Genomic DNA, 25,892 nt, shown 5'->3' with positions numbered 1-25,892 from the left:
CGGGCGTCGTACCCTGCGTGCGTGCCTGCCTGGGTCTGGTTCGTCATCGCGGCGCTCGCCGCGGGCGGCGGGGCGCTGCTGCTGCTCTCCGACCGCGCCCGCACCGGCGGGCACCGTCGCGACCGGCGCAAGTGGGCCGAGCAGAAGAGCTGGGAGTTCGTCGACGTCGATCCCGTCCTGCCGAGCCGCTGGCGCTACGGCGCCGTGCACCAGGGTGGCCACGGCCGCGCGCTCGACCTCGCCACCGGCGCGGTCCCGGGCCCGGGCGGCCGTCGGCTCGCCCACGTCTTCGACCACGAGCAGGCCGGCCAGATCACGGGCATCGTCGCCGCCGTGCGCGGCGTCGCGACGCTGCCGGTGGCCATCGAGCTGCGCCTGCCCTCGGCCCCGCTGCCCGACGACGCGGGCCTCGACTCGCTCGGCCAGGTCGGCGAGCGCTACGCCTTCGTCACCTCGGTGGCCCAGGCCCGCCCGCTGATCACCGGCGACGTCGCGCGCGCCGCCGACCTGGTCGGCGACGACGTGCCGCTGGTCTGGGCCGAGGACACCTGGGTGCTCGCCACCACCGACCCGGGCGCCGACCCCGACCGCGTCCAGGGTCTCCTGCAGGCGCTCGTGGAGCTGTCGGTCGCGCTCGAGGACGCCGCGGGCGGGGGCGACGGCGACGGCGACGGCCCCGAGCCCACCCCGGCCGCTGCCGACCACGACGCGGAGGCCGACGTGCCCGCCGACGAGCCCCGCCCGACCCACCGCGACCGCCCCGCCGACATCCCCTACGACGTCGAGGACGACGAGTTCGGGCCGGGCGCCCGCAGCAGTTCGTCCTCGGGGCGGTGAGCGGGCCCGTACCGCGCCGGACCCTGGTCACGTCGGCCGACACCGACCTCGGCCGCGCGTTCGTCCGGCGCCTGCACGCGGCGGGCGACGAGCTCGTCCTCGCCGGTGGGGAGCGCGGCGCCCTCGAGGCGCTCGCCGACGAGCTCGGCGGCACCCGGCCGGAGATCCTGCCCGGGGACCTCGCGGACGCCGACGACGTCGACCTCGTCGCCCGCCGTCTCGAGACCTCGACCCGCCCCATCGACCTGCTCGTCGTCGGGCCGACGCCCCCGAGCACCGAGGGCCTGCCCGAGGCCGACCCGGCGCGGGTGCGCGCCGCGCTCGACCGCACCGCTGCCGCCGCGCTGGTCCTCGTCCGGGCCGCGCTGCCCGGGATGATCGCGCGCCGGCACCCCGGCCCGGGCGGGGTCATCACGACCGCCGGCCCCGGCGCCTACCTGCCGCTGCCCGGCGCGGCCGGGCTCGACGGCGCCGCGCAGGCCTACGTCGCGATGCTGACCGAGTCGCTGGCGCAGCGGCACCACGCCGACGGGCTCACGCTCACCGTCGTCTGCCCGACCCCGCCCGGCGTCGGCGGGGGCCCGCGGACGAAGCAGGCCGTCCCCCTGCGCGTCGCCCCGCCCGACGTGGACACCGTCGCGGGCGCCGCCCTCGCCGACCACGCCGCCGGACGCGCCGTCTCGACGCCCGGCGTGGGGATGAAGGCGCTGGTCGGGACCTCGCGGCTCGTCCCGTTCGCGGCGCTGCGCGTGTCGTCCGGGATGCGCCGCACGACGTTCGCCGGCGCGCTCGCGGCCCGGCGCGGACCCCGCGGCGCCCGGGAGGGCACCGCGCTCGTCACCGGCGCCAGCTCCGGGATCGGGGCCGCGTTCGCCGAGCACCTCGCCGTCGCCGGGCACGACCTCGTCCTCGTCGCCCGCGACGCCGCGCGTCTCGAGAGCCTCGCCGAGCGCCTGCGGGCCCGCCACGGCGTCGGCGTCGAGGTGCTGGTGGCCGACCTCGCCGCCGCGTCCGGGCGCCGCCGGGTGGTCGAGCGCCTGACCCTCGGCGAGACCCCGGTGGCGCTCCTGGTCAACAACGCGGGCTACGCGACCGCCGGCGAGTTCGTCGACACCGACCCCGGCGCCCTGCGCGCGAACTACGAGGTCAACATGGCCGCGGTGCTCGAGCTGACCGCGGCCGTCCTGCCCGTCATGGTGGCGCGCGGGCGCGGCGACGTGATCAACGTGTCGAGCGTGGCCGGCTTCCTGCCCGGTCGCGGCTCGGTCTACAGCGCGGGCAAGACCTACGTCACGGCGCTCTCGCAGAACCTCGCCCTGTCCCTGGGCGGCACGGGCGTGCGGGTCATGGCACTCTGCCCCGGGTTCACGCGCACCGAGTTTCACGCGCGTCTCGGGCAGGACCGCCCGGGCCCCGACTGGCTGTGGCTGGACGCGGGCACGGTGGTCACCGAGGGCCTGGACGACCTCGAGGCGGGAAAGGCGGTGTCCGTGCCGGGAGCGGTGTACAAGGCGATCGTCGGCGTCACGCGGGTCGTGCCGCGCGCGGTCCTGCGGGCCCTGGCGTCGCGGACGGCGACGGGGCGCGGATGAACGTCCCCCGGAGACGGAGCATCCGGGTGAGCACGCCGACAGGGGAGCTCGCCCCGTGAGACCGGCCGTCGATACCCACGCCCGCGCCCGGCTCGCCGCGCTGGTCGCGGAGCTGGCGGTCGTCCGCGGGAAGGTGACGCTGTCGTCGGGCCAGGAGGCCGACTACTACGTCGACCTGCGCCGCGCGACCCTGCACCACGAGGCGGGCCCGCTCATCGGGCGACTCGTGCGCGAGGCCACCGCCGACTGGGACTACGACGCCGCGGGCGGGCTGACCATGGGCGCCGACCCGGTCGCGCTCGCGGTGATGCACGCGCCCGGGCGCCCCGTCGACGCGTGCGTGGTGCGGGCGGCGGCCAAGACCCACGGCATGCAGCGGCGCATCGAGGGCCCGGACGTGGCCGGGCGCCGCGTGCTCGCGGTCGAGGACACCTCGACGACCGGCGGCAGCGTGCTCACCGCCGTCGACGCGCTGGTCGAGGCCGGCGCGCAGGTCGTCGGCGTCGTCACCGTCGTCGACCGCGCGACCGGTGCGACGGAGGCCGTCGAGGCCCGCGGGCTCGAGTGCCGGTCGCTGCTCGGGCTGGCCGACCTGGGGCTGTGACCGGCCCCGACGAGCCCGCCGACGAGGACGGGCCCGGTCCCACCGAGTGGCGCACCGGCCCGGACCCGGTCGGCGTCGGGCCCTGGCCCGGCGGTCCGGAGACGTGGCCCGACGACCCCCGCTACGACCCCGAGCTCCTCGCGGCGGGCGACCGGCGCAACGTCGTCGACCGCTACCGGTACTGGCGCCGCGAGGCGGTGGTCGCCGACCTCGACGCCCGGCGCCACCCGTTCCACGTCGCGATCGAGAACCTGCACCACGACGCCAACATCGGCACGATCGTGCGCACCGCCAACGCCTTCGCGGCGGCTGCCGTGCACGTCGTGGGGCGGCGGCGCTGGAACCGGCGGGGCGCGATGGTCACCGACCGCTACCAGCACGTGCACCACCACCCCGACGTCGCGGCCCTGCTCGCGTGGGCGCGCGGGGAGGACCTCGCCGTGGTCGCGGTCGACAACGCCCCCGGGGCGGCGCCGCTGGAGACCGCGGTGCTGCCGCGCCGCTGCGTGCTGCTGTTCGGTCAGGAGGGCGTGGGGCTCACGTCCGAGGCCGTGGCGGGCGCGGACACGGTGCTCGCCATCGCCCAGTTCGGTTCGACCCGGTCGATCAACGCCGGCGTCGCCGCCGGGATCGCCATGCACGCGTGGATCCGCGCGCACGCGGACGTCTAGGGCTCGCGCCGTGTGTCGATGACCTGGGTCGGCTCGTCGTTGGCGCCGTCGAGCACGTCCTCGGCCAGCCCCTGCGCCCCGAGCTTCCTCTCGCGCCGCGCCTTGATCATCTCGATGGCGATCGGCACCAGCGACAGCGCCACCACCAGGATCAGCATCATCTCGATGTTGTTCTTCACGAACTCGAACTGGCCGAGGGCGGCGCCGAGCAGCGTCACGCCGGCCGCCCAGGCGACGCCGCCGATCAGCGAGAACGTCAGGTAGCGGCGGGCGTCCATGCGCCCCACGCCGGCCATGACCGTGATGAACGTGCGCACGATCGGCACGAAGCGGCCGAGCACGATCGCCCGGTTGCCGTACTTGTCGAAGAACTTCTGCGTCCGCTCGACGTTCTCCTTCTTGAAGAGCTTCGAGTCGGGCTTGTCGAAGATCGCGGGTCCGGCCTTGAGGCCGATGTAGTAGCCCAGCGCGTTGCCGAGGAACGCGCATACCACCAGCAGGACGCACACCAGCCACAGCGGGGTGCTGATCAGGCCGGTGACGACGGCGAGACCCGTGATGAACAGCAGCGAGTCGCCGGGCAGGAAGAACCCGACCAGCAGGCCGCACTCGGCGAAGATGATCAGGCACACACCGACGAGGGCCCACGGGCCCAGCGACTCGATGATGTACTGCGGGTCGAGCCACTCCGGGCCGAGGGCCTGCACCGTGGTCGTGGCGGCGGCGAGTGTGGGCGACACGTCTGTGAACCGTACGCGGCGGACCTGGGCGCGGGCCTCCGGGTCACCCCGAAACGCCGGCGGGGAGGCTCGTGTGAAGCCCGTGTGGGCGCCGGGTCAGCCCCGTATCAGCTCCGGGTCAGCCCGGCAGGCCCAGCGTGCCGACGGCCGCGAGCGCGCCCGCGATCGCGCCGGCGAGCAGCGCCACGCCCGACCACCAGGCGATCCGGGCCGGCGTCCAGGCCGTCGGACCGGCGTCGTCGGTCGGCACCGGGGGCGGCGGGGCGGCGCCCGGCGCGGGCCGCTGGTGAGGCACACCGGGCCCGGGCGGGCGGACGGGGCCCGTCGGCAGCGGGGGCGCGGGCCGGCCCGCCGGCGGCGGCCCGCCCGGGGGCGCCTGGGGCCAGGGCCGGTCCATCGTCCCGCGCGGGGGACGGGCGGCGGGGCGGGCCATCGGCGGTCCGTTGCGGGGCGGCGCCGGGTAGGGCCCGGTGGAGCCGGCGGGCGGGGTGGGCGGAGCGGGCGGGGTGGGCGGCGCGGGCGTGGGGTGGGCGACGGTCTCGGGCGCGGCGTCGGGGGTGTCGCGGCGACGCGCGAGGGGCCGGAACCGGTCGCGCAGCCGGGAGCCGCTCGAGCCGGCCGGCTCATCGGAGGACGCCGGGGCGGGGGTGCCGTCCGGTGCCGCGTCCGGGGTGCCGCCCGGGGAGGACACACCGCCCGCGGCGTGCGCGCGCAGGGCCTCGGACAGCAGCCGTTCGTCGTCCATCCCGGCCGATGCTAGCGGCGAGCCCCGGCGACCCCCAGGGGCCGTGCGGGGGTCAGCCGCCCTCGACGAGCTTGCCGATGGCCTCGAGGCCCCGGCTCGCCGTGGACTTGACGGTGCCCTTGCTGATGCCCGTGGCCTCGGCGATCTCGGCCTCGGAGAGCCCGCCGTAGTAGCGCAGCACCAGCACCTCGCGCTGGCGGCGGGGCAGCTTGCCCAGGGCGGACACCACGGCCTGGTGCTCGGCGGAGAGCATCGCCAGCGACTCGGCCGAGCGGGCGTCGGCCGTGTGGGGCGGGGTGTACTCGCGGGCGGTGCGCCGGCGCCGCAGCACCGACCGCGACCCGTTGACCACCGCCGTGCGCAGGTAGCCCAGCGCGGCGTGCTCGTCGCGCAGCCGGCCCCAGTGGCGGTGCAGCCCGGTGAACGCCTCCTGGACGACGTCCTCGGCGGTCGCCGGGTCGTCCACGAGCAGCACGGCCAGGCGCACGAACCGCATCCGGTGCTCGCGGTAGAGGTCCTCGAGGGTGCGCGGGGCCTGGTCCTGGGTGGCGACGGGACCGCTCGCGGGCGCCGGCCCGGGTCGGCCGCCCGGCCCCACCGGCGGGGGCGGCGACGCGGGCCGCGCCGACGGATGGACCACCGAGGCGTCCGCGGGGGCCACCGCGTCGATGGCCCGCAGGCTGCCCAGCGTGCGCTCGACCGCGCTCTCCCCGGGATGGGCCACGTCACCGACGATAGCCGCTCACCAGCTGTGGTCCCGGTGGGGACGAGGGTCGGTCCGTGGATCACCCGCGTGGCGCAGGCGGCCACGCAACGGGAAACGGGTCACACCGCACGACGCAGCGCCGGATCGGGCGGGCTGCGTCATACTGCGCCGACGTCCGGCCGGAGGAGTGTCCGCTCCGGTGCCCGGCCCCTGTCGACGCCCCTGGGAGGCACGACGATGCCCATCGCGACCCCCGAGGTCTACAACGAGATGCTCGACCGGGCGAAGGCGAACGCGTTCGCCTTCCCGGCGATCAACTGCACCTCGTCGGAGACGATCAACGCGGCCCTGCGCGGCTTCGCCGAGGCGGAGAGCGACGGGATCATCCAGTTCTCCACCGGCGGCGCCGAGTTCGGCTCCGGCCAGTCGGTGAAGGACATGGTCACCGGCGCGAGCGCGCTGGCCGAGTTCGCGCACGTCGTGGCCGAGAAGTACTCGATCAACGTCGCGCTGCACACCGACCACTGCCCCAAGGACAAGCTCGACGGGTTCGTTCGCCCGCTGCTCGCGATCAGCCAGGAGCGCGTCGACGCCGGCCGGAACCCGCTGTTCCAGTCGCACATGTGGGACGGCTCGGCGGTCGAGCTGCACGAGAACCTCGAGATCGCCCAGGAGCTGCTGGAGAAGGCCGCCAAGGCGAAGATCATCCTCGAGGTGGAGATCGGCGTCGTCGGCGGCGAGGAGGACGGCGTCGCCAACGACATCAACGAGAAGCTCTACACCGCCGCGGGCGACTACGAGCACACCGTCGACGCGCTCGGCGGCGGCGAGAAGGGCCGCTACCTGCTGGCCGCGACGTTCGGCAACGTGCACGGCGTCTACAAGCCGGGCAACGTCAAGCTGCGCCCCTCGGTGCTCAAGGAGGGCCAGGAGGTCGCGGCGCGCAAGCTCGGCCTCGCCGACGGCTCGAAGCCCTTCGACCTGGTGTTCCACGGTGGCTCGGGCTCGCTGCTCGAGGAGATCCACGAGGCGCTCGACTACGGCGTGGTCAAGATGAACGTCGACACCGACACGCAGTACGCCTACACGCGCCCGATCGCCGCGCACATGTTCTCGAACTACGACGGCGTCCTGAAGGTCGACGGCGAGGTCGGCGACAAGAAGGCCTACGACCCGCGCAGCTACAACAAGAAGGCCGAGGTCGCCATGGCCGAGCGGGTCACCACGGCCTGCGAGAACCTGCGCTCGACGGGGCAGACCCTGGGTCGCTGACCGGCTCGGGGCCGGGCGGATGATGGGGCCATGACCATCCCGACCGGCCCCGGCGCGGGGCACGGGCACAACCTGCTCGGTCCCCAGCCCACCTACCTCCCCGAGACGCCGGAGCCGGCGGCGCGGCTGGAGCGCGGCGAGGACCCGGCCGCGGTCGTCGCCGACCACCCGACCTACTCGGCCGGGTGGGCGACGCTCGCCGAGCGCGCCGAGGCCGCCGGCGAGCACGTCGCCGCGTACGCCTACGCCCGCACCGGTTACCACCGCGGGCTGGACCAGCTGCGCCGCAACGGCTGGAAGGGCTTCGGCCCGGTGCCGTGGAGCCACGAGCCCAACCAGGGCTTCCTGCGCTCGGTCGCGGCGCTGGCCAAGGCGGCGCGGGCGATCGGTGAGACCGACGAGGTCGAGCGCTGCCTGCAGCTCCTCGACGACTGCGACCCGGAGGCCGTGGACGCGCTCGGCCTCGCCTGAGGAGCCGGACCGTGGACCGCCTGGAACGGCTGGCGCGCAGCCGGGCCCGACGGCTGCGCGACTCCGGGCTGCCGGTGCTGCAGTGCGCGCTGGCGGCCGGGCTCGCGTACCTCGTGGCGCGCGACGTCGTCGGGCACCCGGTGCCGTTCTTCGCGCCGATCGCGTGCGTGCTGGTCCTCGGGGTCTCGCTGACCAACCGGCTGCGCCGCTCGGTGGAGCTCGCCCTCGGGGTCAGCGTGGGGGTGGCCGTCGGCGACCTCATCGTCGTGCTCATCGGCCCCGGCTGGTGGCAGATCAGCGTCGTCGTGGGACTCGCGCTCCTCGCCGCCCTGCTCTTCGACGTCGGCGCCCTGCTGCTCAACCAGGCGGCGGTGTCGGCGGTGCTGGTGGCGACGCTGCAGCCGCCGGGGACGACCGGGGCGTTCACGCGCTGGATCGACACGCTCATCGGTGCGGCGATCGGGCTGGCGACCGCGGCGACCCTGCCCTCGCACCCGCTCACCCGGGCCCGGCGCGGCCTCGCGGCGCTGCTCACCGAGCTCGAGGAGGTGCTGATCGGCACCGCCGACGCACTGCGGACCGCGGACCCGGAGGCCGCGGCGGCGGTCCTCGAGCGGGCGCGGGCCACGCAGGGGCGGGTCGACGCCCTCGCGGACGCGGTCGACGCCGGCTTCGAGATCACGGCGATCGCGCCGCTGCGCCGCCGCCACCGCGGGGAGCTCGCGCGCCTGCGCGTGGCCGTGCGCGCGGTCGATCTCGCGCTGCGCAACGCCCGCGTGCTCGCGCGGCGCGGGCACGCCGCGATCCGCGACGGCGAGGAGACCGGCGCCGACGTCGTGGCCGTCCTGCGCACCCTGGCCGAGGACACCGCGACGCTGCGCCGCGAGCTGACCACCGGCGAGTCGACCGACGGCGCGCGCAGCGCGCTGCTGGACACGGTCGGCGCGGTGCCGGCGCGCGGCGGGGGCTACTCGGCGGACGTGGTCATCGCGCAGATCCGCTCGATGCTCGTCGACCTCCTGACCGCGGCCGGGATGGACCGCGACGAGGCGGTCGCCGCCACGACGAGCACCCGGCTCGGGGACGACGGCCCGACACCGTCGTGACCCGGCCCGACCCGTGTCCCCGGGACACGGGTGGTGGTCAGGACGCCCGGCGGAGGGCGCCCGGGGCGGGCGCGGCCTGCGGGGTGACGGTCTCGGGGCGGTCCTCGCCCGCGCCCGCGTCGGCCCCCGGGACGAGCGCGAGCGCGGGGGCAGCGGGCTCGGCCGGCTCGGCCGGCTCGGCGGGTGAGGCGGCCGGCAGGGGGCGGCGGACGCGCGGCGTCGGCTTCTCCGTGACGGCGTGGGCCTCGAACCGCTCGAGCAGGCAGGTGACAACCATGATCACGATCGGGAGGAGCACGACCACCACCAGCATGGTGATGTCATACCCCGCCCCCGTGGGGGCATGCACGTCATCGGCAGGTGGGCACGGACGGTGGCTGAGCGGTTGCCCAGCGCACTCGGGCGGCCCACCGTCCGGCGGGAGGATCCCGCCGGACGTCCCAGGCCGCCCGGTCACCGGGCGCATCCGTCAGGGACGCACCAGCCGCCAGTCCTCGGTGTGGCGGTACCAGCTGCGCCGCGACACCGGGCGGTCCCCGGGGACGCCGTCGCGCACGACGGTGACCGCCGGGCGGCTGCCCAGCTGCACCGCGCGCCCCGACTGCTCGGTGACCCGTCCGGCGCGCAGGCCACCGAGCCGGCGCGGCCCGGTGACGGTGACCGTGACGCCGCCGGCGGGGTCGGGGGCGACGGCGATCTCGGCGGCGTCGCCGCGCAGCACCCGGTGCTGCTCGCAGTAGACCTCGCCGTGCACGGGCCCGGTGGTGTGGCGGCCGGCGACCAGCCCGCCGTGGTCGTCGCGCACCAGCGGCGCCGGGCGGGCGGTGCCGTCGCGGGCGAGGGCGAGCGCACCCGCCGCGTCGGTGGGCAGGCCCCAGACAGCGGCGGCCGCCGAATCGGGCGCGGGCAGGACGGCGACCTCGACGTCGAGGCGCCCGCGGCGCAGCAGGCGCACCAGCACGGCGGCGAGGGCGGCGTCGTCGCCGGCCACGACCAGGCGCCCGGCCGCGTCCAGGTCGTCGAGCAGCGGGTCGACGTCACCGCGGGCGGGCAGCGCCGGGAGCCCGACGGGGTCGAGGTCGCGCAGGGCGTCGCCCCAGCGGTCGCGGGCGGGGTCCCCGCAGGTCACCACGCGCATCGAGAACACCCGTGTGGACTACCCTTCCGTTGCACGGGGCGGCCTGCACTCCCGTGCGCGTACCGCAGTCGAGGTCAGGGAGTGTCACATGCCGGCCATCGTGCTCATCGGCGCCCAGTGGGGCGACGAGGGCAAGGGCAAGGCCACCGACATCCTCGGTGAGCAGGTCCAGTGGGTCGTGCGCTACCAGGGCGGCAACAACGCCGGCCACACGGTGGTGCTGCCCGACGGCAAGAACTTCGCCCTGCACCTCATCCCGTCCGGGATCCTGACGCCGGGTGTCACCAACGTGATCGGCAACGGCGTGGTGGTCGACCCCGGGGTGCTGCTCGAGGAGCTCGCCGGCCTGGAGGCCAAGGGCGTCGACACGGGCAAGCTGTTGATCTCCGCGGACGCGCACGTGATCATGCCGTACCACGTGGCCATCGACAAGGTGACCGAGCGCTTCCTGGGCAAGTCCCGGATCGGCACGACGGGCCGCGGCATCGGGCCCGCCTACCAGGACAAGATCGCCCGGGTCGGCGTGCGGATGCAGGACCTGCTCGACGAGAAGCTGCTGCGCGAGAAGGTCGAGGCGTCGCTCGAGCTCAAGAACCAGATCCTCGTCAAGATCTACAACCGGCGGGCGCTGGACGTCGACGAGGTCGCCGACACCGTGCTCGGCCACGCCGAGGGCTTCGCGCACCGGATCGCCGACACCCGCCTCGCGCTGAACCTGGCGCTCGAGCGCGGCGAGACCGTGCTGCTCGAGGGCTCGCAGGGCACGCTGCTCGACGTCGACCACGGCACCTACCCGTACGTCACGTCGTCGAGCCCCACCGCGGGCGGCGCCGCCGCCGGCTCGGGCATCGGGCCCACGCGCATCGGCCGCGTGATCGGGATCCTCAAGGCCTACACCACCCGCGTCGGCTCCGGCCCGTTCCCGACCGAGCTGTTCGACGCCGACGGCGAGTACCTGCGCAAGACCGGCGGCGAGTTCGGCGTCACCACCGGCCGCAGCCGACGCTGCGGGTGGTTCGACGCGGTGATCGCCCGGTACGCGGTGCGCGTCAACGGGCTCACCGACCTGTTCCTCACCAAGCTCGACGTGCTCTCCGGGCTCGAGAGCGTGCCGATCTGCGTGGGCTACGAGGTCGACGGCCGGCGCGTCGACGAGATGCCGATGACCCAGTCGGACGTCGTCGCCGCGACGCCGGTGTACGAGACGATGCCCGGCTGGTTCGAGGACATCTCCGCGGCGCGGCGCTTCGAGGACCTCCCGGCCAAGGCCCGCGACTACGTCGCCCGGATCGAGGAGCTCTCGGGCGCGCCGGTGTCGGCGATCGGCGTCGGGCCCGGGCGCGAGGAGACGGTCCTGCGGGACGCGCCGACCGCCTGAGTCGTCGCGGCGACGAGGCGACGGCCCGGCAGCGCTCCGTCGTCGCACCGTCCTGGCGTTCCCGTCGCCTAGGATCGGTCGGGTGGGCGCCTGCGAACACCTCCTGACCATCGGCACCGACGGTCCGGCCGCCGACCCGGCGCCCGACGCGGTCGCCCGCGACGGCGAGACGCTGATCTGCCCCGACTGCCGGGCCGAGGGCTCCACCGCGTGGGCCCACCTGCGCAAGTGCGTCGAGTGCGGGCACGTCGCCTGCTGCGACTCCAGCCCGTACCGGCACGCGTCCAAGCACCACGAGGACACCGGCCACCCGGTGATGCGCTCGCACGAGCCGGACGAGACGTGGCGCTGGTGCTACGTCGACCGGCGTCTGGCGCCCTGATCAGGGGCTGACGGCGGTCAGCGCGGTGTCCGGGTCGTCGCTGAACACGGCGTCGACGCCGACGGCGACGAACTGCTCGTACTCGCCGAACGCGTCGCCGTAGGTGTCCTTCGGCGCGCCCGCTCCGCCGCGGCGGCGCTGCAGGGGCAGGAACTCGTTCTCGTTGCGGAACGTGTAGGGCATGACCCGCAGGCTCGCGGCGTGGGCGTCCTGGACCAGCCCGGTCGGGGCGCCGGCGGCGTCGTCCGGTCCCAGCGGGACGATCCACTCCTTGCTCGGGCCGAGCCAGGTCGCGTACGTGGCGACGTCGCGCAGGCCCTGCGGGGTGAGCAGCGCGTCGGAGGTCCGCGGGTCGTTCGCGGCGACGACGTCGGCCGGGCGCGTGCCCGCCGAGTCCACGAGCTGGAGCAGCGGGCACCCGACCTGCCCCTTGAGCGCCCGCAGGTTCGCGGTCTCGAACGACTGGATGATCACTCCGGAGTCCGCGCGGTCCCGACCGCGCCGGCGCAGGGTGTCGACGAGCGCGGGCTCGACGGGCAGGCCGAGGCTCGCGAAGTAGGTCGAGTGCTTGACCTCGGGCAGCACGCCCACGGGGCGGCGCAGCTCGGCGGCGAGGCGGTCGAGCAGGTCGAGGACCTCGTCGAACGTGACGACGGGGAAGCGGCCGTCGTAGAGCGTGTTGTGCGGGCGGGTCTCGGGGATGCGCTCCACCGCCCGCAGCGTGCGGATCTCGGCGAGCGTGAAGTCGGTGGTGAACCAGCCGGTCGCCGTGGTGCCGTCGATCTCCTTCGTGGTGCGGCGCGCGGCGAACTCGGGCCGGGTCGCGACGTTCGTCGTGCCGCCGATCTCGGGCTCGTGGCGCGCGACGAGCACCCCGTCGCGGGTGGGCACGAGGTCGACGTCGACGGCGTCGGCGCCCATGCGGATCGCGAGCTCGTAGGCGGCGAGCGTGTGCTCCGGCCGGTAGCCCGAGGCGCCGCGGTGGCCGACCACCAGGATCCGGTCGGGTCCGCCGGGCGCGGTGCCGGTGCCGCCGGGGGACGGGGACGGCGTCGTGCTCGGGGGCGGGGCGCCGGTCGGCGCGGGTGCCGCGGGGCCGGCGGCGACCGGCGTGTCGGCGCACCCGGCGGCGAGCGCCCCGGCGGCGGCGAGCCCGCCCCACAGCGCGGAGCGACGGGTGAACGCGGGCCCCGGCATCGTCATCGGGCGCAGTGTTCCGGGGCCCGCGCGACCCCGCCACCCGCCCCCGGTGAACGCGGGGCGTCAGGGCGAGCCGGTCTGTGCGAGCGATGCGGCATCGCTGGCGTCTGACGCCAGGATCGCCACATCCTCGTCGTGCGACACGCCGCCAGCTCGCGCCTCAGGGGGTGCCCGTAGCGTGTCGCCCGTGCGCGTCCTGGTCATCGGTTCCGGAGCCCGCGAACACGCCCTCCTGCACGCCCTCGCCGGCGATCCGCGGGTGACGGCGCTCGCGGCCGCCCCCGGCAACGCCGGCACCGCGGCGCTGGCCGAGCACCCCGGCCTCGCGGACCCGACCGACCCCGAGCAGGTCGTCGCGCTCGCGCGGCGGTGGCGCGCCGATCTCGTCGTCGTCGGCCCCGAGGCCCCGCTGGTCGCCGGCGTCGGCGACGCGCTGCGCGTGGCCGGCGTGCCCTGCTTCGGCCCGACCGCGGCCGCGGCGCGCATCGAGGGCTCCAAGGCGTTCGCGAAGGACGTCATGGCCGCCGCCGGAGTGCCCACCGCGCGCAGCGAGTCGGTCGACAACCCCGGCGGCCTCGACGCCGCCCTCGCCCGCTTCGAGGCGCCGTGGGTGGTCAAGGACGACGGGCTCGCCGCCGGCAAGGGCGTGCTCGTGACCGAGGACCTCGAGGCCGCCCGACGCCACGCCGCGTCCGTGCTCGAGGCCGGCCACCCGGTGCTGCTCGAGTCGTTCCTCGACGGGCCCGAGGCGTCATTGTTCTGCGTCGTCGACGGCACGACCGTGGTCCCGCTGCTGCCGGCCCAGGACTTCAAGCGCCTCGGTGACGACGACGCCGGCCCGAACACGGGCGGGATGGGCGCCTACGCGCCGCTGCCCTGGGCGTCCGCGGGACTCGTGGACGAGGTGGTCGAGCGGATCGTCGTCCCGGTCGTCACCGAGCTCGCCGCCCGTGGCGCGCCGTTCTCGGGCCTGCTCTACGCGGGGCTCGCCCTCACGTCGTCCGGCCCGCAGGTGATCGAGTTCAACTGCCGCTTCGGCGACCCCGAGACGCAGGTCGTGCTGGCCCTGCTGCGCAGCTCGGCGGCCTCGCTGCTCGCCGCGGCCGCGCACGGGCGCCTCGCCGACGAACCCGCCCCGACCTGGTCGGACGGCGCCGCCGTCACCGTCGTCGTCGCCGCCGAGGGCTACCCCGGCACGGTGCGGACCGGCGACGTGATCCGCGGCGCCGACGACCCGAACGTCCTGCACGCGGGCACCCGGCGCCGCGACGACGGCGCCGTGGTCTCGAGCGGCGGGCGGGTCCTGTCGGTCGTCGGGACCGGCGCCGACCTCGACGCCGCCCGCGCCGACGCCTACGAGCGCCTCGCCGCCGTGCACCTTCCCGGCGGCCACCACCGCACCGACATCGCCCGCGACGCCGCCGCCGGACGGGTTGCCATGCCGGTGCGCGCCTGATTCTCCGAAAGCGCCCCATCGGCGCGGGGCGTCGACCTACTCTCCGCGCATGCCCGACCTCGTCCTGCGCCCGGCGGCCGTCGAGCAGGCGCGCGCCGGCGTCTCCGCGGAGGCGCGACGCCTCCCGGCGATGATCGACCGGGTCACGGTGCCGCGCGCCGGACTCGGCGACCTGACCGCGGCCGGGGCGATGGTCGGCGCGCTGGACGAGGTCGTGCGGGCGCTCGACGCCGAGCTCGGGGCGGCGGGGTCGCGTCTCGACGGTGTCGACCGCGCCCTCGACGCGGCCCTGACGGCGGTGTCGTCGGCCGACCGCGACGCGGCGTCGTCGCTGGCCGCGGCCTGAGGGCATGGCGTTCGACGCCGTCGGCGAGCTCGCCGCGCAGCCGGGCGGGCAGGAGCTCAGCGCGCTGGTCGCCCGTGCCCAGCGGGTGGACCCGGAGGGCCTGCTCGAGATGGGACGCGGGCTCGCGGCGATGGCCGAGGGCGTCGACGACTCGCTGCGCACGCTCGGCCGCCACGGCGACGACATCCGCGCCGCCTGGCAAGGGCGAGGTGCCGACGCGCTGGCCGGCTACCTCGGCGACGTCGGCGCCGCCGGGGTGCGGACCCTCGACGCGACCGGCCGCATCCGGGCGCGCATCGACCGCGCCGGCCAGGAGCTCGCGGGCATGCGGCGCGAGGTCGACGGCCACGTGTCCCGGGCGCTCGACGCGTCCCGGCGTGCGCGGGCGGAGGCTCTTGCCGACCCCGCGCGGGCCCCGTTCGCCGACCACCACGTCGCCCGCGCCCTGGCCGAGCCGACCGCCGCCGCGCGCGCCGCCGTCGTCCGGGCCGAGACGCTCCTCGGCGACGCCGCGGTGGCCGTGCGCGAGCTCGCGGGGGAGCTGTCCGCGTTCTCGCGTCTCCCGTCCCCGGACGTGCGCCCGGTCGCCCCGCCCGCCGGTGCCGGCCCCCTCGGTGGGTCCGGTACCGGACCGGCCGCCACGGTCCCGGCCTCCGGCGGGGCCCAGGGGATCGATCTCGCGAGGGCGGGGTCCGGCGACGTCACGGACACGTCGTCGCTCGACTCGTCGCCGGCCGGCGGGTGCGGGAACCCGTCGGGTGGCGACGCTCCGGTGTCCGACGCAGCGGACCGGGACGACTCGACCTCGGACGGCGCCGGTGGGTCCGAGTCCGCCGGCGGAGATTCTTCGGATGTCGCAGCGTCCGACGAGGATGGCTCGGCCACCGGCGATGACGGATTCACCGGGACGTCGGCCGACCTGGACGGTGCCGCCGGGTCCGGTGGCGGTGACGCTTCGGATGTCGCAGCGTCCGACGAGGGTGGCTCGGCCGCCGGCGATGACGGGTTCACTGGCACGTCGGCGGACCTGGACGATGCTCCGGACTCCGAAGCGTCCGACGGAGACGATTCGACGGAGGAGGGCGACACCGGGCCCGCGGCGGACCGGGACGAGAGCGAGGTCGAGAGCGGGTCGGCTCAGGACGATGCCTCGGTTTCCGAGGCGTCCGGCGCGGGTGACCCGTCCAGCGACGACGACCCACCCGACGACGACCCACCCGACGACGACGCCCGTGACAGCGACCCGGAGGGCGGAGCGGTGACGAGCGCATCGACCGGCAGCGGAGACACGACGGGCGCGGCTCCGACCCCGGCGACCCCGGCTCCCCCGGCGGGCGGCCCGAAGGGCCAGGTCGGCGACTGGATCCGCGAGGCCATGGCGATCCTGCAGGCCGAGGGCGTGCCGGTGGACAAGATGGACCCCGACGACATCGCCACGATCATCGACCACGAGTCCGGCGGCGACCCCGAGGCGATCAACAACTGGGACTCGAACGCCGACAAGGGCACGCCGTCGCAGGGGCTGATGCAGACCATCGGGCCGACGTTCGACGCGTACAAGCTCGACGGGCACGGGGAGATCACCGATCCGGTCGACAACATTCTCGCCGGGGTCCGGTACGCGATCGCCCGGTACGGCTCGGTGTCGGAGGTGCCCGGCGTCGAGGCCGTGGCCCGTGGCGACTCCTACGTCGGCTACTGACGCGGGTTCTCCCGAACGGCACGTGCGCCGGCGCGTCCGCGCCTACCGTTCCGGACATGGCCGACCTCGATCTCCACGTCCGCGCGCTGGAGGAGGCACGCACGGCCGTCGCGGGCGAGTCGGCCCGGATGCCGGGCCTCGCCGACCGCCTCGCGGCGACCCCGACGCCGGACTTCGGCGCGCTGGCGGCATCGGCGGCGCTCGCCGACGCGGTCGTGGCGCTGCACAAGGCGCTGGTCGGCGACCTCGAGTCCGCGGGCGCCCGTCTCGGCGAGGCCGACCGGGCGCTCGACGCGACGATGCGCGTGATGCAGGAGACCGACCGCTTCGCCGCCCGCTCCCTCACGGCGGGCGGGACCTGAGCCGTGCCGGGCGACGTCGAGGGCCAGCTCGCCGGGGAGCCCGCGGCCGCGGAGCTCGCCGCGATCGCCGCCCGTCTGCGCACCGTCGATCCGGGTGCGGTCCGGGCCGCGGCGGCGCAGGTGCTGGCGGTCGGCGACGGCGTCGAGGGCTCGGTGCGCGCGGTGGACCGGGGCCGGGCCGCGGTCGAGGGACGCTGGGAGGGCGCGGGCTCGGCGGCGTTCGGCGCGTGGGTCGCGACGTTCGCGACGGCCGGCGAGCAGGATCGCCGGGCGATCGCCGAGGCGGGGACGACGCTCGAGGGCATCGGCACCACGCTCGAGGGGCTGCAGCGCGAGGTCGACCAGCAGGCGGCGCAGGCCCTCGCGCTGGCGGGCGCCGCACGCCGGGCGGCCCTCACCCCGGACGCCCCGCCCGAGCTCGCCGACCGCATGGCCGGCGACGCCGTGCGCGGCCCGACCGAGGCGGCGCGGGCCGCGGTGCGGCGCGCCGAGGCGGAGCTCGCCGCCGCGGCCGGGCGCCTGCGCGGGGTCGCCGACGAGATCGGCGCGTTCGGCGCGCTCGCGGGTCCCGACGCCGAGGTGATGGCCCCGCCGCCCGGCACCTCGCCGCCCCGGCACCCCGCCGACGCAGCGACCGCCGGCCCCGGAAGCAGCTCGGGGAGGGGCAGCGATGCCCCGACGGGTTCCGGCGCGCCGGTCGTTGCCTCGGGCGTGGTCCCGCCGGGCGAGGTCGGCGACTGGATCCGTCAGGCGACGGCCATCCTGGCGGCCACCGGGGTCCCGCCGGAGAAGATGGACCCGGCCGCGATCGCGACGATCATCGAGCGCGAGTCCGGCGGCGACCCGAACGCGGTGAACGACTGGGACTCCAACGCCGCGAAGGGCACGCCGTCGCAGGGCCTGATGCAGACGATCGGGCCGACGTTCGACGCCCACAAGCTCCCGGGCCACGACGACATCCGGAACCCGATCGACAACATCATCGCCGGCGTCCGGTACGCGATCGACCGCTACGGCTCGGTGTCCCAGGTGCCGGGCGTACAGGCCGAGGCCCGCGGCGACGCCTACGTCGGCTACTGACCGGGCGCCGTGTCAGGGTGGCCGGGTGACGACTCTGGCGCGCCTTGGACCGGCGGTGCGGGCGACGGTCCCCCCGTTCCACGTGATGGACGTCTGGGCGGCGGCGGGGGAGCGCGCGCGGACGCACGGCGACCTCGTCAACCTCTCCGCGGGCCAGCCGTCGACCCCGGCGCCGGTCGACGTCCGCGCCGCGGCCGCGCGGGCCCTGGACGAGCAGATCCTCGGCTACTCCAGCTCGCTCGGCACCGTCGAGCTCCGCGACGCGATCGCCGCGCACCACCGGACCCGCTACGGCGACGACACGGTGCGCCGCGAGGACGTCGTGGTCACCACGGGCGGATCGGGCGGGTTCCTGCTCGCCTTCCTCGCCGCGTTCGACGTCGGCGACACGGTCGTGCTCGCCCGGCCCGGCTACCCCTGCTACCGCAACATCCTCGCGGCGCTGGGCTGCGACGTCGTCGAGCTGCCGTGCGGCGAGGAGACCCGCTTCCAGCCGACCGTCGCGATGCTCGAGGAGCTCGACCGCGTGCCCAAGGGCGTCGTCGTCGCGAGCCCGGCCAACCCGACCGGCAGCGTCATCGAGCCCGACGAGCTGGCGGCGCTCGCCCGGTGGTGCGAGGAGCACGGCGTCCAGCTGATCAGCGACGAGATCTACCACGGCATCGAGTACGGGGACGCCCCGCCGACCGCGAGCGCCTGGAGCACGTCGCGCGAGGCCATCGTCGTGACGTCGTTCTCCAAGTACTGGTCGATGACCGGCTGGCGGCTGGGCTGGCTGCTCGTGCCCGAACGGCTGCGCCGGGCCGTGGACGTGGTCGCGGGCAACTTCACCGTCTGCCCGCCCGTGCCCGCGCAGTACGCGGCGCTGGGCGCGTTCACCCCGGCGTCGCTCGCGGAGGCGGACGGGCACGTCGAGCGTTACGCCCACAACCGCCGGCTGCTGCTCGAGGGCCTGCCGGACCTGGGCGTCACCCGTCTCGCGCCCGCCGACGGGGCGTTCTACGTCTACGCCGACGTCGCCCACCTCACCGACGACACCCTGGCGTTCGGGCAGCGGATGCTCGCCGAGACCGGCGTCGCCGTGGCCCCGGGCATCGACTTCGACCCGATCGACGGCCACTCCTGGATCCGCCTGTCCTTCGCCGGCGCGACCGCCGACGTGCGCGAGGGCATCGGTCGACTCGGACGCTGGTTCCCGACGCTCTAGACGCCTACTCTCCGTGGCCATGGGACCGGACGACGAGGCACGGCTGGAGGCCTGGGAGCGCCGTACCGACTACCCGCTGACCGGCCTGGCGGTGCTCTACCTCGTCGTCTACGCCGTCCAGGTGCTCGCGACCCGGCCGGGACAGGTGTCGTGGTGGTGGCTGGACGCCGCGCTCTGGGCGCTGTGGGCGGTCTTCGTCGTCGACTACGCCGTGCGGATCGTGCTGGCGCGACGCAAGGGGCGGTTCATCATCCGGCACCCGCTCGACCTGCTCGTGGTCCTGGCGCCGTTCTTCCGCTTCCTGCGCCTGCTGCGCCTCGTGGCCGCGATCTCGATCCTCGGGCGGGTGCTGCGCGACGACTTCCGCGGCCGGGTCGGCAGCTACCTGATCGTCTCGATCACCCTGCTCAGCGTGGTCGCCGCGCTCGGGGTGTTCGAGGCCGAGCGCGACGCGCCCGAGGCGTCGATCCTGACCTTCGGCGACGCGCTGTGGTGGGTGCTGACGACGATCACGACCGTCGGCTACGGCGACCTCTCCCCGGTGACGACCGAGGGCCGCCTCGTCGCGGCCGGTCTCATGCTCGCCGGGATCGCCGTCCTCGGCACCGTGACCGCCGCGATCGCGACGTGGTTCCTCGAGCAGGTCGGCGCCCGCGATGCCTCGGAGGCCGTCGCCGCGCCGCCCCGCGCCGACCCGGCGGACCTGCGCCACGCCGAACTGCTCGCCGAGCTGCGCGACCTGCGCCGGCGGCTCGACGACCTCGAGTCCGCGCCCGACCGCCCGACCGAGTCCGCGCCGGGCTGACGGTCCTCGGCGTGTCGCGCCGACGAGCGTGTGGCGATCCTGGCGTCACATGCCAGCGATGCCGCATCGCTCGTACCGCGGGCAGCCCTACGGGGCCGGCGCGGGGACGGTCGCGGCGCGGTCGAGGACCGTCGCGATCATGTCGTCGTCGATGTCGCGGTGGGTCACGAAGCGCACGCCGGGGCCGAAGGGCACCGCGCGCACGTCGGCCTCGAGTAGCGACGCCACGAGCGGGGCCGGCGCGGACGTCGGGACGAGGACGATGTTCGTGTCCGGGGCGATCACCGGCCAGCCGAGCTCCTGCAGACCGGACGCCAGCCGGGCGGCACGGGCGTGGTCGCCGGCGAGGTCGCCCGCCTGGTCGAGTGCCACGAGCCCGGCCGCGCCGACCACGCCGCCCTGGCGCACGCCGCCGCCGAGCATCTTGCGCAGCCGCCAGGCGCCCTCGACGAACGCCGCCGACCCGGCGACCACCGACCCCATCGGCGCGCCGAGCCCCTTGGAGAGGCACACGCTGACGGTGTCCACGCCCGCCGCCAGCGACGCGACCGGGACCCCGAGCGCCGACGCCGCGTGCCAGATCCGGGCGCCGTCGAGGTGGATCGCCAGCCCCGCGTCGCGCGCGGCGGCGACCAGGGCGCGGTGCTCGTCGACCGGGGTCACGGCCCCGCCGGCCCCGTTGTGCGTGTTCTCCAGGCACAGCAGCGAGGTGCGCAGCCCGAAGTACGGGCCCGCCGTCCCCGCGGCCGCCAGCACCGCCGCCGGCGTCGGCCGCCCCGGGCCGGCGTCGTGGGTCAGCGGCGCGGGCAGCCCGCCCGCGAGCCACGCGGCCGTGCCCAGCTCCGCCTCGAGCACGTGCGCGCCCACGGGCGCGAGGAACCGGTCACCGCGTGTCAGGTGGTGCATCAGGGCGATGGTGTTGGCCATGCACCCCGTCGGCGTCCAGAGCGCGGCCTCGACGCCGAGGATGTCGGCGACGCGGTCCTGCAGTGCCGCGAGGGTGGGGTCGCCGTCGAGGACGTCGTCGCCGACGTCGGCGCTCGCCATGGCCTCGCGCATCGCCGGCGAGGGCCGGGTGACGGTGTCGGAGCGCAGGTCGATGGACTCGCTCACCGCGGCAGCTTCACCACCGAGACGAAGAAGTCGTCGATCTGGCGGATGACCTCGATGAACCGCTCGAAGTCGACCGGCTTGGCGACGTAGGCGTTGGCGTGGAGGTTGTAGCTGCGCAGGATGTCCTCCTCGGCCTGCGAGGTGGTCAGCACGACCACCGGGATGCTGCGCAGCGACTCGTCGTTCTTGACCTCCTCGAGCACCTCGCGGCCGTCCTTCCGCGGCAGGTTGAGGTCGAGCAGGATCAGCCCGGGGCGTGGGGCGTCGGCGTACTCGCCCTCGCCGCGCAGGAACGCCAGCGCCTCGACGCCGTCGGCGGCGACGTGCAGCTGGTTGCGCAGCTTGTGGTGCTCGAACGCCTCCTGGGTCATGAGCACGTCGCCGGGGTCGTCCTCGACGAGCAGGACGTGGATCTCGGAGATCGGGTCGGTCACGGTGCGGCCTCCGGTTCGGCGGTGCTGCTCGGGGTGCTGCTCGGGGTGCTGCTCGGGGTGCTGCTCGGGGTGCTGCTCGGGGTCGTGCTGACGGGGCTGGACGTGATGGACAGGACCGGCAGGGCCACGACGAACGTGGTCCCGGGGCCGCGGTCGCCGTCGGCGGGGGGTTCGAGCCAGATCGTGCCCTCGTGGTGCTCGACGATCTTGCGGCACATCGCCAGTCCGATCCCGGTGCCGGGGTAGGCGTCCTTGGCGTGCAGCCGCTGGAAGATCACGAAGATCCTCTCGGCGTACTCGGCGTCGATCCCGATGCCGTTGTCGCGGAAGCGGATCAGCCAGCGCCCGGGGTCGTCGGGATCGAGCTCGGCGTCCACCCGCAGCCGCGGCGGGTCCTCGCCGCGGAACTTCAGGGAGTTGCCCAGCAGGTTCTGGAACACGGTGGTGAGCAGGGCGGGCTCGCCGAGGACGGTCGGCAGCTCCCCGTGCTCGACGCGGCCGTCGGCGTCCTCGAGGGCGCGCGCCACGTTCTCGGTGGCCCGGTCGACCAGCTCGCCGAGGTCCACCGGCCGCATCGGCTCGCCCTGGCGCCCGACGCGCGAGAACGCGAGCAGGTCGTTGATCAGCACCTGCATGCGCTTGGCGCCGTCGGCGGCGAACTCGATGTACTGGTCGGCGCGCTCGTCGAGCTGGCCCTGGTACCGCCGCTGGAGGAGCTGACAGAAGCTGGCCACCTTGCGCAGCGGTTCCTGCAGGTCGTGCGACGCGACGTAGGCGAACTGCTCGAGGTCGGAGTTGGACCGCGCCAGCTCGCGGCTGCGCGCGTCGAGCTCCTGGCGCGCCTGCTCGGTGTCGGCCAGCTCGCGCACGATCAGCACGCGCATGGCCTCGACGTCCTCGCCGAGCTCGGCGATCTCGCGGGGGCCGGCGGCACCGACCGAGTGGTCGAGGTCGCCGTTGACCACCTCGCGGACCTCCCGGGCGAGCCGGTGCGTCGGCGCCACGACCACGCGGCGCAGCCACAGCAGCAGCCCGGCGATGCCGAGCGCGAGCCCGAGCAGGGTGACCGCGCCGACGACCCTGAGCGTGCGCGCGGCGCCGTCGAGGTTGTCGCGGGCGTCGTCGCGCTGCTCGAGCAGGCGGGCGCGCTCGACGGCGAGCGCCGCGCGGACGTCGTCGAACGCGGCGCGCCCGACCTCCGGCGAGGGGGCGGGCGTGCCGGCCGCGACGGCGGCGAGCGTGGGGTCGGCGTAGACGGCGCGCCACCGGGCGGTCGCGGCCTCGACCGCCGCGAGGTCGCCGAGGACGGCGGGCTGCTCGGCCGCCAGCCGGCGCAGCTCGCCGATCAGCCGGGCCTCGTCCGCGCGCCCCCGCTCGTAGGGGACGAGGAACTCCGGGCTGGGCGCCAGCACGTAGCCGCGGACGCCGGTCTCCTGGTCGACGGTGGCGGCGTCGAGCTGCTGGGCGGTGGTGAGCGCGGGGTCGAGCCGGTCGACGAGCTCGATCCGCCGGTCGCTGAGCACGGCGAGACCGGTGGCGCCGATGATCCCGGCGACCACGAGCAGCACCGCCACGACCGCCCCGGTGACGCCGAGGATGCGGCCCAGCGACCAGCGGCTCAGGCCCGCGCGCACGGCGCGGCTCGGGCGCGGCAGGGTGCGCCGTCCCCGGCGCGGGGGCGCGGCTCCGGCGGCGGCCGCGGACTCGGGGGCGGTGTCGGTCGAGGTCGCCGTCACCGGTCGGACACCAGCAGGACCGCCGCGACGTCGTCGGTCCGCGCCATCGACAGGGTCCGCACGCGCTCCATCACGGCGTCCAGCATCGCCCCCGGGTCGTCGCGCCACGGCGCCGGTCCCGTGGTGACCTCCCGCAGCAGCGCCTGCAGGCCGTCGGTCCAGAGCACCTCGCCCGACTCCTGGCGGCCCTCGATGAGCCCGTCGGTGTAGAGCAGCAGGGCCCACTTGGGCGGGAGCTCGACCTCGAGCGGCGGCCACGTCCGGCCGGCGCCGATGCCGAGGGGCACGCCGAGGCGCTCGGTGGACAGCAGGTGGGTGTCGTCGCCCTCGCCGACGAGCGCGGGCGGCGGGTGCCCGGCGAGCCGCAGCGTGAGGCGCTCGCGGGTCTCGTCGACGGTCGCGGTGGCGAGCGTGGTGAACAGGGTCGGGTGACTGCGCTCGCTGACGAGCAGCTCGTGCATCGTCGGCAGGACGCGGTCGGGGTCGATGCCCGAGAGCACCAGGGTGCGCCAGGCGATGCGCAGGCTCACCCCGAGCGCCGCCTCGTCCGGGCCGTGGCCGCAGACGTCGCCGATCACCACGTGCAGGCGGCCGTCGGGGCCTTCCACGACGTCGTAGAAGTCGCCGCCCAACAGCGTCTGCTCGGTGCCGGGCTCGTAGCGGGCGAGGATGTGCACGGCCGGGTCGTCGAGCAGCGGCGTCGGGAGCAGGCCGCGCTCGAGGCGGGCGTTCTCGTCGGCGCGCAGCTGGGCGTCGCGCAGGGCCCGGCGCACCCGGTCGCTGCGCCGGCGCTCGACGGCGTAGCGCACGGCGCGCGCCAGCGTCGGGCCGTCGACGGCGTCCTTGACCAGGTAGTCCTGCGCACCGACACCCACCGCGTCGGCCCCGAGCGACTCGTCGCGGCGGCCGGTGAGCACGAGGACCGCCGGGCCGTCGACGTGCAGCAGGCGGCGCAGACCCTCGAAGCCGTGCGCGTCGGGCAGGGCGAGGTCGAGCAGGATGCAGTCCGGGGTGCCCTCGGCCTCGCCGTCGAGCAGCGTCTCGGCCTGCGCCAGTGAGGTGGCGCGCGCGAGGTCCACGGTGAGGTCGGCGTCGGCGAAGTGCTCGGTGACGAGGACGGCGTCGGCGTCGTCGTCCTCGACGAGCAGCACCCGCAGCGGCGCGGACGCGTCCGGTTCGACCGGCTCCATGCGTCCTCCTCCCTGCTCCGGGACTGCTCCGGGTCCGCTCCGGGCCTGCTCGGTGACCTGCTCGGCGACCTGTTCGGGACCTGCTCGCGGGCCCCGACCGTAGTAGGCCCGGGTGCCCGGTCCGGGCGCGGCCGCGGTCACGTGCGCCGACCGGCCCGTAGGCTCGGCCGAGTGAGTGGTCCGACGATCCCGAACGTGCTCGCCGCGCGCTACGCGTCCCCGGAGCTCACCGGGCTGTGGTCGCCCGAGCGCAAGATCGTCCTCGAGCGCGAGCTGTGGATCGCGGTGCTCACCGCCCAGCGCGAGCTCGGCGTGGACGTGCCCGACGGTGTGCTCGAGGACTACCGCGCCGTGACCGACCGCGTGGACCTGGCGTCGATCGCGGCCCGCGAGCGGGTGACCCGCCACGACGTCAAGGCGCGCATCGAGGAGTTCGACGAGCTCGCCGGCCACCAGCACGCCCACAAGGGCATGACCAGCCGCGACCTCACCGAGAACGTCGAGCAGCTGCAGATCCGCGACTCCCTGCGCCTCGTCGCCGACAAGACCGTCGCGGTGCTCGCCCGCCTGGCCCGCCGCGCGTCCGAGCACGCCGAGCTCGTCATGGCCGGGCGCAGCCACAACGTCGCCGCGCAGGCCACGACGCTGGGCAAGCGCTTCGCGAGCGCCGCCGACGAGACGCTCGTGGCGTACCGGCGCGTCACCGAGCTGATCGAGCGCTACCCGCTGCGCGGGATCAAGGGCCCCGTGGGCACGGCGCAGGACATGCTGGGGCTGCTCGGCGGCGGTGCTGACGGGGCGGACAAGCTCGCCGAGCTCGAGCGCCGCGTCGCCGCGCACCTCGGGTTCGGCGAGGTCCTCACCAGCGTCGGCCAGGTCTACCCGCGCTCGCTCGACCAGGACGTGGTCTCCGCGCTGGTCCAGCTGGCCGCCGGCCCGTCCTCGCTGGCGACCACCATCCGGCTCATGGCCGGCCAGGAGCTGGTCACCGAGGGCTTCCGCGCCGGCCAGGTCGGCTCGTCGGCGATGCCGCACAAGATGAACACCCGCTCGTGCGAGCGCGTCAACGGGCTCGCGGTGGTGCTGCGCGGCAACGCCGCGATGGTCGGCGAGCTCGCCGGCGCGCAGTGGAACGAGGGCGACGTGTCCGACTCGGTCGTGCGCCGCGTCGCGCTGCCCGACGCGTTCTTCGCCGTCGACGGGCTGCTCGAGACCATCCTCACGGTGCTCGACGAGTTCGGCGCCTACCCGGCGGTGATCGCCCGCGAGCTGGACCGCTACCTGCCGTTCCTCGCGACCACGGCGGTGCTCATGGGCGCCGTGCGCGCCGGGGTCGGCCGCGAGACCGGGCACGAGATCATCTCCGAGCACGCCCGCGCGGTGGCCCTCGACATGCGCGAGAAGGGCGCCGAGGGCAACGACCTCCTCGCCCGCCTCGGTGCCGACGCGCGGCTCGGGCTCTCGTCGGCCGACCTCGACGCCGCCGTCGGCGATCCGCGCGCCTTCGTCGGCGCCGCCGAGGCCCAGATCGCCGAGGTCGTCCGCCGGGTCGACGCGATCGTCGCCGAGCACCCCGACGCGGCGGCGTACACACCCGCCCCGATCCTCTAGCCTCCGCG

General features: G+C 75.8%; 27 protein-coding genes. 17 read left to right on the top strand and 10 right to left on the bottom strand.

All coding sequences use genetic code 11. The annotated features are described in order from the left end of the window. Positions 1-21 precede the first annotated feature (21 nt). From PHK61_RS19940 to PHK61_RS19920, 4 genes are read left to right on the top strand one after another with little or no spacing between them, the layout of a single operon-like run. Positions 22-837 carry a type III secretion system chaperone family protein gene (locus tag PHK61_RS19940; RefSeq protein WP_274282764.1) on the top strand — a complete coding sequence of 272 codons (816 nt, stop codon included), beginning with the start codon at positions 22-24 and terminating at the stop codon, positions 835-837. After that, a complete protein-coding gene (locus PHK61_RS31930; RefSeq protein WP_337993984.1) occupies positions 834-2,429 on the top strand; it encodes an SDR family NAD(P)-dependent oxidoreductase in 1,596 nt (531 codons plus the stop codon). Before PHK61_RS19940 ends, PHK61_RS31930 begins: the two co-directional genes overlap by 4 nt. 55 nt (positions 2,430-2,484) lie before the next feature. Next, entirely contained in the window at positions 2,485-3,033 is a 549-nt protein-coding gene (gene pyrE / locus PHK61_RS19925; RefSeq protein WP_274282763.1) for an orotate phosphoribosyltransferase, read from the top strand. After that, the gene (locus tag PHK61_RS19920) at positions 3,030-3,704 is read left to right on the top strand and encodes a TrmH family RNA methyltransferase (protein ID WP_274282762.1); all 675 of its coding nucleotides are present in this window, start codon (positions 3,030-3,032) and stop codon (positions 3,702-3,704) included. The genes pyrE and PHK61_RS19920 overlap by 4 nt, the downstream gene beginning before the upstream one ends. On the opposite strand, the gene PHK61_RS19915 is transcribed toward PHK61_RS19920, so the two are convergent. From PHK61_RS19915 to PHK61_RS19905, 3 genes are all read right to left on the bottom strand, one after another. After that, positions 3,701-4,444 carry a DedA family protein gene (locus PHK61_RS19915; protein ID WP_274282761.1) on the bottom strand — a complete coding sequence of 248 codons (744 nt, stop codon included), beginning with the start codon at positions 4,442-4,444 and terminating at the stop codon, positions 3,701-3,703. The two genes, PHK61_RS19920 and PHK61_RS19915, sit on opposite strands and share 4 nt — an antisense overlap. A 118-nt stretch (positions 4,445-4,562) precedes the next feature. Beyond that, positions 4,563-5,189 (bottom strand): hypothetical protein, encoded by a 627-nt coding sequence (locus PHK61_RS19910; protein ID WP_274282760.1) that lies wholly within the window; start codon positions 5,187-5,189, stop codon positions 4,563-4,565. Positions 5,190-5,241: 52 nt separating this feature from the next. Further along, positions 5,242-5,913, bottom strand: a complete 672-nt coding sequence (locus PHK61_RS19905; RefSeq protein WP_274282759.1) for a SigE family RNA polymerase sigma factor — start codon at positions 5,911-5,913, stop codon at positions 5,242-5,244. A gap of 219 nt (positions 5,914-6,132) precedes the next feature. Between PHK61_RS19905 and fbaA the strand changes: the two genes are divergently transcribed. Genes fbaA through PHK61_RS19890 form a run of 3 tightly spaced genes read left to right on the top strand, consistent with a single transcriptional unit; the run spans position 6,133 to position 8,744 of the window. After that, on the top strand, positions 6,133-7,167 hold the full coding sequence (gene fbaA / locus PHK61_RS19900) for a class II fructose-bisphosphate aldolase (RefSeq protein ID WP_274282758.1): 1,035 nt from the start codon (positions 6,133-6,135) through the stop codon (positions 7,165-7,167). 30 nt (positions 7,168-7,197) lie between these two features. Continuing rightward, on the top strand, positions 7,198-7,638 hold the full coding sequence (locus tag PHK61_RS19895; RefSeq protein ID WP_274282757.1) for a DUF3151 domain-containing protein: 441 nt from the start codon (positions 7,198-7,200) through the stop codon (positions 7,636-7,638). An 11-nt stretch (positions 7,639-7,649) separates the two neighbouring features. Further along, positions 7,650-8,744 carry an FUSC family protein gene (locus PHK61_RS19890; protein WP_274282756.1) on the top strand — a complete coding sequence of 365 codons (1,095 nt, stop codon included), beginning with the start codon at positions 7,650-7,652 and terminating at the stop codon, positions 8,742-8,744. Positions 8,745-8,781: 37 nt separating this feature from the next. Here PHK61_RS19890 and PHK61_RS19885 read toward each other — a convergent pair whose 3' ends face one another. Both PHK61_RS19885 and PHK61_RS19880 read right to left on the bottom strand, forming a co-directional pair. Next, positions 8,782-9,057 (bottom strand): hypothetical protein, encoded by a 276-nt coding sequence (locus PHK61_RS19885; RefSeq protein ID WP_274282755.1) that lies wholly within the window; start codon positions 9,055-9,057, stop codon positions 8,782-8,784. A 156-nt stretch (positions 9,058-9,213) separates the two neighbouring features. Continuing rightward, on the bottom strand, positions 9,214-9,882 hold the full coding sequence (locus tag PHK61_RS19880) for a hypothetical protein (protein ID WP_274282754.1): 669 nt from the start codon (positions 9,880-9,882) through the stop codon (positions 9,214-9,216). 88 nt (positions 9,883-9,970) lie between these two features. On the opposite strand from PHK61_RS19880, the gene PHK61_RS19875 reads away from it, so the two are divergent. Both PHK61_RS19875 and PHK61_RS19870 read left to right on the top strand, forming a co-directional pair. Continuing rightward, positions 9,971-11,260 (top strand): adenylosuccinate synthase, encoded by a 1,290-nt coding sequence (locus tag PHK61_RS19875; protein ID WP_274282753.1) that lies wholly within the window; start codon positions 9,971-9,973, stop codon positions 11,258-11,260. Between the two features lie 82 nt (positions 11,261-11,342). After that, positions 11,343-11,642 carry a UBP-type zinc finger domain-containing protein gene (locus PHK61_RS19870; protein WP_274282752.1) on the top strand — a complete coding sequence of 100 codons (300 nt, stop codon included), beginning with the start codon at positions 11,343-11,345 and terminating at the stop codon, positions 11,640-11,642. Here PHK61_RS19870 and PHK61_RS19865 read toward each other — a convergent pair whose 3' ends face one another. Continuing rightward, positions 11,643-12,845: a glycerophosphodiester phosphodiesterase gene (locus tag PHK61_RS19865; RefSeq protein WP_274282751.1), complete on the bottom strand. Its 1,203-nt coding sequence runs from the start codon at positions 12,843-12,845 to the stop codon at positions 11,643-11,645. A gap of 184 nt (positions 12,846-13,029) precedes the next feature. On the opposite strand from PHK61_RS19865, the gene purD reads away from it, so the two are divergent. From purD to PHK61_RS19830, 7 genes are all read left to right on the top strand, one after another. Continuing rightward, entirely contained in the window at positions 13,030-14,298 is a 1,269-nt protein-coding gene (gene purD, locus PHK61_RS19860) for a phosphoribosylamine--glycine ligase (RefSeq protein WP_274282750.1), read from the top strand. A gap of 49 nt (positions 14,299-14,347) precedes the next feature. Then, on the top strand, positions 14,348-14,644 hold the full coding sequence (locus tag PHK61_RS19855; RefSeq protein ID WP_274282749.1) for a hypothetical protein: 297 nt from the start codon (positions 14,348-14,350) through the stop codon (positions 14,642-14,644). Between the two features lie 4 nt (positions 14,645-14,648). Further along, complete coding sequence (locus tag PHK61_RS19850; protein ID WP_274282748.1) at positions 14,649-16,346, top strand: transglycosylase SLT domain-containing protein; 1,698 nt, start codon at positions 14,649-14,651, stop codon at positions 16,344-16,346. 56 nt (positions 16,347-16,402) lie between these two features. Further along, positions 16,403-16,708 (top strand): hypothetical protein, encoded by a 306-nt coding sequence (locus PHK61_RS19845; protein ID WP_274282747.1) that lies wholly within the window; start codon positions 16,403-16,405, stop codon positions 16,706-16,708. Between the two features lie 3 nt (positions 16,709-16,711). Then, a complete protein-coding gene (locus PHK61_RS19840; protein WP_274282746.1) occupies positions 16,712-17,788 on the top strand; it encodes a transglycosylase SLT domain-containing protein in 1,077 nt (358 codons plus the stop codon). A gap of 85 nt (positions 17,789-17,873) precedes the next feature. Continuing rightward, positions 17,874-18,995 (top strand): pyridoxal phosphate-dependent aminotransferase, encoded by a 1,122-nt coding sequence (locus tag PHK61_RS19835; protein ID WP_274282824.1) that lies wholly within the window; start codon positions 17,874-17,876, stop codon positions 18,993-18,995. A 19-nt stretch (positions 18,996-19,014) separates the two neighbouring features. Further along, positions 19,015-19,800, top strand: a complete 786-nt coding sequence (locus PHK61_RS19830) for a potassium channel family protein (RefSeq protein ID WP_274282745.1) — start codon at positions 19,015-19,017, stop codon at positions 19,798-19,800. Positions 19,801-19,887: 87 nt separating this feature from the next. Here the strand turns inward: PHK61_RS19830 and PHK61_RS19825 are convergent, their stop codons facing one another. The 4 genes from PHK61_RS19825 to PHK61_RS19810 are packed head-to-tail and all read right to left on the bottom strand — an operon-like array spanning position 19,888 to position 24,273. Beyond that, a complete protein-coding gene (locus PHK61_RS19825; RefSeq protein WP_420791416.1) occupies positions 19,888-20,859 on the bottom strand; it encodes a threonine aldolase family protein in 972 nt (323 codons plus the stop codon). A 50-nt stretch (positions 20,860-20,909) separates the two neighbouring features. Then, on the bottom strand, positions 20,910-21,284 hold the full coding sequence (locus PHK61_RS19820; protein ID WP_420791415.1) for a response regulator: 375 nt from the start codon (positions 21,282-21,284) through the stop codon (positions 20,910-20,912). Positions 21,285-21,343: 59 nt separating this feature from the next. Then, a complete protein-coding gene (locus tag PHK61_RS19815) occupies positions 21,344-23,083 on the bottom strand; it encodes a sensor histidine kinase (RefSeq protein WP_274282742.1) in 1,740 nt (579 codons plus the stop codon). After that, a complete protein-coding gene (locus tag PHK61_RS19810; protein WP_274282741.1) occupies positions 23,080-24,273 on the bottom strand; it encodes a PP2C family protein-serine/threonine phosphatase in 1,194 nt (397 codons plus the stop codon). The genes PHK61_RS19815 and PHK61_RS19810 overlap by 4 nt, the downstream gene beginning before the upstream one ends. Before the next feature lie 171 nt (positions 24,274-24,444). Here PHK61_RS19810 and purB point away from each other — a divergent pair, with 171 nt between their 5' ends. Then, a complete protein-coding gene (gene purB / locus PHK61_RS19805) occupies positions 24,445-25,884 on the top strand; it encodes an adenylosuccinate lyase (protein ID WP_274282740.1) in 1,440 nt (479 codons plus the stop codon). Positions 25,885-25,892: the final 8 nt, after the last annotated feature.

The sequence above is a fragment of the Actinomycetospora lutea genome, assembly GCF_028737205.1.
Taxonomy (GTDB): domain Bacteria; phylum Actinomycetota; class Actinomycetes; order Mycobacteriales; family Pseudonocardiaceae; genus Actinomycetospora; species Actinomycetospora lutea.
Note: the sequence above shows the minus strand (reverse complement) of the source record. Positions and strands in the feature narration are given on the sequence as shown.

Bases quoted from the DNA above. Each gene is read 5' to 3' on its own strand.
- PHK61_RS19875 (WP_274282753.1), top strand. From the start codon at position 9,971: ATGCCGGCCATCGTGCTCATCGGCGCCCAGTGGGGCGACGAGGGCAAG.
- PHK61_RS19835 (WP_274282824.1), top strand. From the start codon at position 17,874: ATGGACGTCTGGGCGGCGGCGGGGGAGCGCGCGCGGACGCACGGCGAC.
- PHK61_RS19810 (WP_274282741.1), bottom strand. From the start codon at position 24,273: ATGGAGCCGGTCGAACCGGACGCGTCCGCGCCGCTGCGGGTGCTGCTC.
- PHK61_RS19845 (WP_274282747.1), top strand. From the start codon at position 16,403: ATGGCCGACCTCGATCTCCACGTCCGCGCGCTGGAGGAGGCACGCACG.
- PHK61_RS19880 (WP_274282754.1), bottom strand. From the start codon at position 9,882: ATGCGCGTGGTGACCTGCGGGGACCCCGCCCGCGACCGCTGGGGCGAC.
- fbaA (WP_274282758.1), top strand. From the start codon at position 6,133: ATGCCCATCGCGACCCCCGAGGTCTACAACGAGATGCTCGACCGGGCG.
- PHK61_RS19850 (WP_274282748.1), top strand. From the start codon at position 14,649: ATGGCGTTCGACGCCGTCGGCGAGCTCGCCGCGCAGCCGGGCGGGCAG.
- PHK61_RS19820 (WP_420791415.1), bottom strand. From the start codon at position 21,284: ATGACCCAGGAGGCGTTCGAGCACCACAAGCTGCGCAACCAGCTGCAC.
- PHK61_RS19885 (WP_274282755.1), bottom strand. From the start codon at position 9,057: ATGCTGGTGGTGGTCGTGCTCCTCCCGATCGTGATCATGGTTGTCACC.
- PHK61_RS19830 (WP_274282745.1), top strand. From the start codon at position 19,015: ATGGGACCGGACGACGAGGCACGGCTGGAGGCCTGGGAGCGCCGTACC.
- PHK61_RS19855 (WP_274282749.1), top strand. From the start codon at position 14,348: ATGCCCGACCTCGTCCTGCGCCCGGCGGCCGTCGAGCAGGCGCGCGCC.
- PHK61_RS19895 (WP_274282757.1), top strand. From the start codon at position 7,198: ATGACCATCCCGACCGGCCCCGGCGCGGGGCACGGGCACAACCTGCTC.
- PHK61_RS19910 (WP_274282760.1), bottom strand. From the start codon at position 5,189: ATGGACGACGAACGGCTGCTGTCCGAGGCCCTGCGCGCGCACGCCGCG.
- PHK61_RS19865 (WP_274282751.1), bottom strand. From the start codon at position 12,845: ATGACGATGCCGGGGCCCGCGTTCACCCGTCGCTCCGCGCTGTGGGGC.
- PHK61_RS19825 (WP_420791416.1), bottom strand. From the start codon at position 20,859: ATGCGCGAGGCCATGGCGAGCGCCGACGTCGGCGACGACGTCCTCGAC.